This is a genomic window from Streptomyces cacaoi (assembly GCF_006539165.1).
In the GTDB taxonomy this organism is placed as follows: Bacteria; Actinomycetota; Actinomycetes; order Streptomycetales; family Streptomycetaceae; genus Streptomyces; species Streptomyces cacaoi.
In genome coordinates this window covers 1-4,987 of record NZ_BJMM01000124.1, presented here as the reverse complement: position 1 = coordinate 4,987, position 4,987 = coordinate 1, and the positions used below count along the sequence as shown (strand labels likewise).

The 4,987-nt window shown below is 73.5% G+C and carries 5 protein-coding genes; all 5 read right to left on the bottom strand.

Annotation, left to right across the window (positions count from 1 at the left end):
• Positions 1–78 precede the first annotated feature (78 nt).
• The 5 genes from SCA03_RS34355 to SCA03_RS34335 all read right to left on the bottom strand — a co-directional run bounded on the left by SCA03_RS34355 (position 79) and on the right by SCA03_RS34335 (position 4,715).
• Positions 79–585, bottom strand: coding sequence for a GNAT family N-acetyltransferase (locus SCA03_RS34355; RefSeq protein ID WP_030888137.1), 507 nt, complete (start codon positions 583–585; stop codon positions 79–81).
• Positions 586–744: 159 nt separating this feature from the next.
• The gene (locus tag SCA03_RS34350; RefSeq protein ID WP_030888135.1) at positions 745–1,989 is read right to left on the bottom strand and encodes a cytochrome P450 family protein; all 1,245 of its coding nucleotides are present in this window, start codon (positions 1,987–1,989) and stop codon (positions 745–747) included.
• A 64-nt stretch (positions 1,990–2,053) separates the two neighbouring features.
• A complete protein-coding gene (locus SCA03_RS34345; RefSeq protein WP_030886857.1) occupies positions 2,054–2,704 on the bottom strand; it encodes a bifunctional 4-hydroxy-2-oxoglutarate aldolase/2-dehydro-3-deoxy-phosphogluconate aldolase in 651 nt (216 codons plus the stop codon).
• Positions 2,705–2,948: 244 nt separating this feature from the next.
• A complete protein-coding gene (locus SCA03_RS34340) occupies positions 2,949–3,878 on the bottom strand; it encodes a sugar kinase (protein ID WP_078874158.1) in 930 nt (309 codons plus the stop codon).
• Positions 3,879–4,283: 405 nt separating this feature from the next.
• Positions 4,284–4,715, bottom strand: coding sequence for a guanyl-specific ribonuclease (locus SCA03_RS34335; RefSeq protein ID WP_030892519.1), 432 nt, complete (start codon positions 4,713–4,715; stop codon positions 4,284–4,286).
• Between the last annotated feature and the right edge of the window lie 272 nt (positions 4,716–4,987).

The following is a 4,987-nucleotide window of genomic DNA, read 5'->3' as shown; positions in this document are numbered from 1 at the left end:
GGCTCAGCAGTGGACCGGTGGCAGCGGCTCAAGGGTGGGCCGGTGGCAGCGGCTCAGCAGTGGACCGGTGGCAGCGGCTCAAGGGTGGGCCGGTGGCAGCGGCTTGGTCATGAAGACGCAGGCGTCCGCCACCCGGTGCAGCACCCCGGCGCCGTCCTCGTACGACCAGCAGTCCAGGTACGGCAGTTCGCCCCGGAAGCCGAGCCGCCGGTAGAGCGCGGCGGCCCGGGGGTTGTTCTTCTCCACGCCGAGGCCGAGGGACGCGCGGTCGCGGACGACGGCGCGGCGCTCGGCCTCCCGGAGCAGGCCCGTGCCGACCGGGCGGGACGGCAGCGCGCCCGGCCAGCCGAGCCCGTAGACCTCCGGGCAGCCCGGGTGCCGGGCCTGCACCTCCGGCGCCGCGCACCCCTCCCAGCGGATCTCGCAACTGCCCACGGGCCGGGCCCCGTCCCAGGCGAGGAGGAACGTGGTGAGCCCCTCGGCCTGCCGGGCGAACCGGTCCCGGTGCGGGGAGACGACACCCCGGAAGGGCAGCCGTTCGTCCAGCAGGTCGAGGTCTTCTTTCCGGCACTCGGTGATCCGCATGGGCTCAGCCTAGATTTTCCCCGGCCGCGCACGGCCCCGGACGGCCGCTCCGGGTGCACGCCCGTCCGCTCCGGTGCACGACGCCGTCCGCTCCGGTGCATGACGCCCGTCCGCTCCGTCCCGCGCACGGCCTTCCGTTCCGCGCACGGCCGTTTCCGGCTATGCGGCGAACCGCACCGGCAGCCCCCGCAGTCCGCGCAGCAGCAGCCCGTCGCGCCACCGCAACCCCGCCGGTGTGGTGTCCAGCTCCAGCGTGGGCACCCGGGCCAGGAGCCGTTCGAAGGCGATCCGGGCCTCCATCCGGGCCAGCGGTGCGCCCAGGCAGAAGTGGATGCCGTGCCCGAAGGCCAGATGGCCGCGGGGTGCCCGGCGGACGTCGAAGGTGTCCGGCTCGGCGAACCGCCGGGGGTCGCGGTCGGCGTCGGCCAGCACGGGCAGCACGAGTTGGCCGTCACCGGGTATGACGGTGCCGCCGATCTCGACGGGTTCGGTCGTGAACCGGTAGGTGCTCGTCTCGACGGGGCCGTCGTAGCGGAGCATCTCCTCCACCGCTCCGGGGAGCAGGCCGGGGTCGGCGCGGAGGGCGGCGAGCTGGTCGGGGTGGCGCAGCAGGGCGAGGGCGCCGTTGGAGATGAGGCCGACCGTGGTCTCGTAGCCGGCGATCAGCAACAGCCAGGCCATACCGAGGAGTTCCTCGGCGGAGAGCCGGTCGCCGTCCTCGTCGCTGGTGCGCACCAGCGCGCTGAGCAGATCGTCGTCGTCGCGGTGGCGGGCGCTGTCGATGAGGTCGAGGAGGTAGGCGGTGAGCTTCTCGGCCGAGACGGCCTTCTCCTCGTCGGGCGCCGTGCCCAGCACCTCGTCGGACCAGCGCCGGAAGACCTCGCGGTCGAGCTGCGGGACGCCCATCAGTTCGGAGATGACGGTGATGGGCAGCGGGAAGGCGAGCGCTTCGACGAGATCGGCGCGGCCGTCGCCGCCGGCCAGCATGGCATCCAGCAGTTCGTCCGTCGTCGCGCGGACGAGGGGCTCCAGATCGGCGATGCGGCGCATCGTGAACTCCCTGGCCACGAGCTTGCGCAGCCGGGTGTGGTCCGGCGGGTCGGCGATGAGCATATGGGTGCCGGAGGAGACGGCGTTGACCCTGGCGTCGGCCGAGGCGTGCTTCCATTCCTTCGCCAGCCGCGGGTCCGCCAGGGCCGTGCGGGCCGCCTCGTGTCCGACGACGAGCCAGGCGAGCGCACCCTCGGGGGTGCGGACCCGGTGCACGGGGCCGCGCTCGCGCAGCGCCGCGTACACCGGGTAGGGGTCACGTTCGAAGGGCTCGCCCATCGCTGCCAGATCGACGAGTCCCTCGGCGTTCGGGGTCACGTTGATGCTCGCGTCCACGACGCTGTGCTCTGCCATGACCCGATCGTACGGATAGCTTCCCATCCGCGGCAGGGTGCACCAACTGTCCCGGGACGTCCCGTCAGTTGACGGCGGTACGGGAGGAGAGCGGAACCGCGTCCTCCAGCCGTTGCAGCAGCTCGGTGACGCGCTTGGCGACCGTCTCCCGGTCGCCCTCGGTCAGGGCCGAGCCCATGCCGACGGCGGCCGCGCCCGCCGCGATCCACTCCGGCGCGTCGTCGACCGTGATGCCGCCGGTCGGCAGGACGGGCGCCTGCGGCAGCGCGGCCCGTACATCGCGCAGCCACCCGGGGCTGTGCCCGGACGCGGGGAAGAGCTTCAGCGCGTCCGCCCCCAGCTCCAGGGCGCGCACCATCTCGGTGGGCGTCGCGATGCCGGGGAAGACGGGGACGCCGTAGCGGTGGCCGGTCCGTATCACCTCCTCGTCGAGGCTCGGGGAGACGAGAAAGCGCGCCCCCGCGTCGACGGCCAGCCGGGCGGAGGGTGCGTCGAGCACCGTTCCGGCGCCGATCACCGAGTCGTCGCCCGTCTCCCGGCGCAGGGTGCTGATCGCCTCCAGCGCGTACGGCGTGGTCAGCGAGATCTCCAGGCCGGTGATCCCGGCCCCGAGGAGGGTGTCGGCCAGCGCTGTGGCCTTCTCGTAGGTGTCGGCGCGCACGATCGCGAAGACGCGTTGCTCCAGCGCGGCCCGGGTGATCTCCCAGCGGTACACGGCAAGATCGCCGCCTCTCGTGTTTCCCGGATGCCCGGGTTGCTCGGGTTCTGCGTGGGTCTGCGGGGGGTCTTCGTGGGGTCTGCGGGGGGGTCTGCGGGGGGGTGGGGGGCTTCTGGTCGTACCGGGGGGTTCGGGGTGGTGCGGGGGGAGTTCGGGTGGTGCGGGGGTTGCGGAGTGCCGAGCCGTGCTCCCGGTGCCGGCGGCCGGGGGAGGACCGCGGGCGCCGGGAGACGCGGCGGGTTCAGCGGTGCACGGAGTCGGTGCCGCGCAGGAAGGCGTCCAGGGCCCGGTCCCGGGCGGCCGCGGTGGGCAGTCCGTCGGTGTCGCCCGGCGCCTGGACGACGAGAGCCGCCACACAGGCGGCCTCGGCCAGCGCCCGCGGATGATCCAGACCGCGCAGCCGGGCCGAGAGCCAGCCGGCGGCGAACGCGTCCCCGGCGCCCACCGGGTCGGCCACCCGCACCGCGAACGGCTGCTGCGTCCACTGCCCTTCGGCGGTGTGCGCCACGGCGCTGTGGTCCCGGCGCTTGACGACGACGCAGTCGGCCCGGCCCATCGTGAGCAGGGCCTTGGCCCCTTCGTCCTCCCCGGTGCCGAGCAGCAGTTCCAGCTCGTCCTCGCCGGCGAGGACGATGTCCGCCTCGCGCAGCAGCGGGCCGACGCGGCGGATCCACTCGTGCGAGGTGCCCAGTTTGCGGCGCACGTTGGGGTCGAAGCAGACGGCGGCGCCGGCCTGCCGGGCCCGCTCGACGAGCGCGTGCGTGGCCTGTTCGGCCTGCGGGGACAGCATCGGCGTGATGCCGCTGACATGGACGACGCGCACCCCGGCGAGCGCCTCGGGCGTGATCTGCGCGGGGCTCAGCAGCGAGGCGGCCGAGCCGGTGCGGTAGTACTGCACGTCGATGGCGCGCTGGGGATGGCTGTCGCGCAGCAGCAGCCCCGTGGGCGCCTCGGGGTCCATCTCCGCACAGGAGACGTCGACGCCGTCGGCCCGCAGCTCCCGCAGGACGGCCTCGCCCGCGGGGTCGTCGCCGACCCGGCCGATCCAGCGGGCCCAGTGGCCGAGGCGGGCGAGACCGGAGGCCACATTGGACTCGGCGCCCGCGACGGAACGCCGGAAGTGGCCGGCGCGTTCCAATGGCAGGCCCGGTTCGGCGAGCATGAGCAGCATCGCCTCACCGCAGGTAACCGCCTCTGGGCCGTTTCTCACCGGTAACTCCCCATATCTCCGGCCTTTGCATCACTCTCTGTGGGGAACGTTACCCGCTCCGGCCCACAAAGCCACCCTCGGGTGGCCACCACCTCACGCCGAAGCCGAACAGTGACGCACTCCCCGCCCCGGCGACCGCTCCCCGGCCCCCCGCGCCCCACGCTCCCCCGCCCCCGGGACGCCCGGGGACGGCCGTGGGTCACCGGGAGGGCCGAAGGTTACACGCACAGCAGCGGCTGTCACCCCGATTCGGGGCGACAGCCGCTGCGGAACGGAGAAAAGCCCTGCCGGACCGGTCTGCGTGGGGGCGCAGGAGTGGACCGGTCCGGCAGGGACGACCGGGGCCCGCCGGCGCGGGCGGCCGGCTCAGCAGGAGTGGTCGACCAGGTCGAAGCTCGCGTAGTGGTCGGCCGTGTAGTAGTCCTCCTGCTCCTTCTCCCCGGTCACGATGCGGCGGGCACCGCGGTCGTCGGAGCCGGGGGTCTCGACGGTGTACTCGTGGTAGTAGCCCTCGCTCTGGTCCGGGAGGATGCCCTCACGGTTCTGGAAGACCGTGCCGTCCTGCGGGTACGGGTAGGGGCCGCCCTTCTCGATGAGGTCGAGCGTCTCGTGCGCCTCGGTGGGCAGTTCGGAGTAGCAGATGTCGCCGACATCCGCGACGGCCACCGAGGAGACGGACGCCGCTGCGGTGACGGGGGCTGCGGTTGCCTGGGTGGTCAGCGCGGGACCGGCGACGAACAGCGAGGCCGCGAGGGCTCCGAGGGCGCCGGCGCGCGCGATACGTGGGGGGAATCTCATGACCCCATGGTGACGCGCGTAGATGACATGTCAACGCCAACTACCGGATTTTTGCCGTGTGTTCACGGCAGTGTCCCCCGGAACGGGCCCCACACGACCACCCGTTCGACCACTCGACCGCCCGAACCCTCACTCCCCACCCCTCGCCCGTCCGGCGCACAGGCCCGCCCGCCACACAGGAGAGGCCCCCGCCCTCCCCCGTCGCGGCCCTCCGCCAGGAACGGGGACAGGGCGACGAACAGGAGAGCGAGGGCCTCGACTCACGCCTCAAC

Coding starts and splice junctions, on each gene's coding strand:
- SCA03_RS34355 (WP_030888137.1), bottom strand. CDS start 585: ATGCGGATCACCGAGTGCCGGAAAGAAGACCTCGACCTGCTGGACGAA.
- SCA03_RS34350 (WP_030888135.1), bottom strand. CDS start 1,989: ATGGCAGAGCACAGCGTCGTGGACGCGAGCATCAACGTGACCCCGAAC.
- SCA03_RS34340 (WP_078874158.1), bottom strand. CDS start 3,878: ATGCTGCTCATGCTCGCCGAACCGGGCCTGCCATTGGAACGCGCCGGC.
- SCA03_RS34335 (WP_030892519.1), bottom strand. CDS start 4,715: ATGAGATTCCCCCCACGTATCGCGCGCGCCGGCGCCCTCGGAGCCCTC.